This window comes from uncultured Veillonella sp., assembly GCF_963551295.1.
Lineage (GTDB): Bacteria > Bacillota > Negativicutes > Veillonellales > Veillonellaceae > Veillonella.
On the sequence record NZ_CAUVFT010000056.1, the window covers coordinates 1 to 3,218 of the forward strand.

4 protein-coding genes are annotated in these 3,218 nt (G+C 40.6%); all 4 read right to left on the reverse strand.

The features are described 5' to 3' along the window. The coding region (locus tag RYO55_RS09580) for an acyl-CoA carboxylase subunit beta (protein WP_314985301.1) at positions 1 to 1,075 on the reverse strand (1,075 nt) is incomplete at its 3' end. 150 nt (positions 1,076 to 1,225) lie between these two features. Then, positions 1,226 to 1,648 carry a methylmalonyl-CoA epimerase gene (gene mce, locus RYO55_RS09585; RefSeq protein ID WP_005377395.1) on the reverse strand — a complete coding sequence of 141 codons (423 nt, stop codon included), beginning with the start codon at positions 1,646 to 1,648 and terminating at the stop codon, positions 1,226 to 1,228. A gap of 52 nt (positions 1,649 to 1,700) precedes the next feature. Then, positions 1,701 to 2,639, reverse strand: coding sequence for a methylmalonyl Co-A mutase-associated GTPase MeaB (meaB, locus tag RYO55_RS09590; protein ID WP_038115729.1), 939 nt, complete (start codon positions 2,637 to 2,639; stop codon positions 1,701 to 1,703). 79 nt (positions 2,640 to 2,718) lie between these two features. Further along, positions 2,719 to 3,114, reverse strand: coding sequence for a cobalamin B12-binding domain-containing protein (locus RYO55_RS09595; protein WP_054673772.1), 396 nt, complete (start codon positions 3,112 to 3,114; stop codon positions 2,719 to 2,721). Positions 3,115 to 3,218 lie beyond the last annotated feature (104 nt).

Sequence of the window (3,218 nt, forward strand, 5' to 3'; positions counted from 1 at the left end):
CGATTGGAATATTGAAAGCATCACAGAAACGGATGAAACGGGAAGATTTGTCAGAAGCGTTAATGTCCAAGCAACCAGCCATTACTTTTGGTTGGTTAGCAATGATACCAACGGATTGACCATCAAAACGAGCGAAGCAAGTAATGATATTTGTAGCATAGAATGGTTGTACTTCATAGTATTCGCCATTATCTACAGTAGCTGCGATAACATCTTTCATGTCGTAAGGCATGTTACTGTTATCTGGCAACAAGCTATTCAAGCTTTCATCCTCACGAGTTGGATCGTCACCAGTATCTACCAATGGAGCATCTTCCATATTGTTGGATGGCAAGAAGCCTAATAAGTAACGAATTTGAGCGATACAATCATCTTCATTTTCAGCTGCAAAGTGAGCAACACCAGACACGGAGTTGTGAGCCATTGCACCACCAAGATCTTCAGCAGTTACTTCTTCACCAGTTACAGATTTGATTACTGCAGGACCAGTGATGAACATTTGAGAAGTATTTTTAACCATGTAGATGAAGTCAGTCAATGCTGGAGAATATACAGCACCGCCCGCACATGGACCCATGATTACGGAAATTTGTGGAATAACACCAGATGCATTTGTATTTTCAAAGAAAATTTTACCGTAACCAGCAAGGGCATCTACTGCTTCTTGAATACGAGCACCGCCGGAATCGTTGATACCAACAATAGGAGCACCCATTTTCATTGCTAAACGTTGTACTTTAACGATTTTAGCAGCATGCATTTCACCAAGAGAACCACCTTCTACAGTGAAATCTTGTGCGAATGCATATACTAAACGACCGTCGATAGTACCATAACCTGTTACTACACCTTCGCCTGGTAATTCTTTCTTTTCTTGACCGAAGTTAACACAACGATGTTTAACGAATTGATCAAGTTCAACGAAGGAATTATCATCGAACAATTTAGCCAAGCGTTCGCGAGCAGTCATTTTGCCTTGAGCATGTTGTTTCTCAACGCGTTTTTCGCCGCCACCAGCTTTAACTTTAGCTAGTTTTTCGTGCAATAACTCGATTTTTTCCTGCACTGTTGCCATTATAGCACCTCCAAATAAAACTTGTTACAGTATCATTTTATTTCATAAATGAATAAAGTTCAAGAAGCATACATATTTAATATATAACGTAGGATTATATGTATATGTATATCTACAACTCATATATAATGATGTGAATTGGATACTGTATTATTTCATACGTTGACATAATTCAAGCAATACGCCACCTGTTGCTTTAGGATGAACGAAAGCAATGGAGGAACCGCCTGCACCGTAACGAGGTTTTTCGTCAATCATACGAATACCTTTAGCCATCAAATCAGCAATAGCATTTTCAATATTATCTACGCGCAAAGCAACGTGTTGAATGCCGTCACGACCGCCATTCTTTTCGATAAATTTACCGATAGGGCCATCTGGAGTTGTAGTTTCCAAAAATTCGAGTTCTGCATCACCACAAGGGAAGAAAGATACTTTTACTTTTTGTTCTTCAACAACTTCATCTTCAGGAAGATGTTGAATACCCAATGCATTTTTATAAAATTCTTTTGTTGCTGCTAAATCATTAACACCAATACCGATGTGGTCCACTTGTAATACTTTAAAAGCCATTTTGATTATCTCCTTTTATAAGGCTAAATCTCTCATGCTATGTAGTCGCCGTCTACTTTAGCACATTTGACATAACGCCGTTAACAACTGTATATGGATCGCTCGTGCGTTCATTTACAGCTGCCACTTGGCTATTAAATTCATCGCTAGTGACTATTTTTTCTGCCACATAACGACCAATTTGCTCATTAATCATCGCGATGATTTCATCACGCGTACGTTCTGCCCGGCGAGCATCCAACTCACCAGAGTCTTCAAGATACTCAAAATGTTCATCCAAGGCTTCGATGAGTTCATCTACACCTTGATCTTTGCTGGCAACAGTACGCTTAATCGGAGGTCTCCATTTGACTTCGCGAGAATCGAGATCAAGCATCATCTCGATTTCAACATTCAAACGATCGCAACCGTCCCTATCCGCTTTGTTGATAGCAAATACATCGCCAATTTCAAGAATCCCTGCCTTAATTGCTTGAATATCATCACCAAGGCCAGGCACAAGAACAACTAATGTGGTATCCGCATTTTTTACGATATCCACTTCCGATTGTCCTACACCTACGGTTTCAATGATAACGAGATCCATACCAAAGGCATCCATCAGCTTGACAACGTCCGCAGTTTTTTTAGACAAACCGCCTAAACTACCGCGTGTCCCCATGCTTCGAATAAATACATTTTCATTTAACGTCAAATCATTCATTCGAATACGGTCCCCCAAAATAGCACCACCCGAGAATGGGCTAGTCGGGTCGATGGCAACGATGCCGATTTTTTTACCCTGATCCAAATAATGTTTAACAACTTTATCGGTCAAGGTACTTTTACCGGCACCAGGGGCCCCTGTAATACCGAGAATACGAGCACGTCCTGTTTCAGGATAAATGGCCTTCATAATATCGATAGCATTATCATACTCATTCTCTACAGCAGTAATGGACCGTGCTAAGGCTAGTCGAGAACCCTCAAATAGTTCTTTAACTAAATCCATTCGCCTCACCACCTATCTTAAAATATGGGAATAGAGGGATTCAGCCGCACAGTTGAGTCCCTCTCACCCATTAAATTAATTATTTCACGTGTTCTTTAATGAATTTAACGATATCGCCGGTTGGTGTACCAGGAGTGAATACAGCAGCTACGCCTGCTTTTTTCAAGCCAGGGATATCAGCGTCAGGAATAACGCCACCACCGATTACAAGAACATCCCCCATGCCTTTTTCTTTCAAAAGTTCAACAATTTTAGGGAACAATGTATTGTGAGCACCGGAAAGAAGAGATAATGCAACTACATTAACGTCTTCAGAAAGCGCTGCTTCAACGATTTGTTCTGGTGTTTGACGAAGACCAGTGTAGATTACTTCGAAACCAGCATCGCGAAGTGCGCGTGCTACTACTTTTGCACCACGGTCATGACCATCAAGACCTGGTTTTGCTACAATTACTCTAATACGTTTTTCTGCCATGATATATTACCTCCGAAATCAGCCGATATTATAATGTAGAATGAGCTTCGTATTCACCGAATACTTCGCGCAATACATTACAAATTTCACCCAAAGTAGCATAT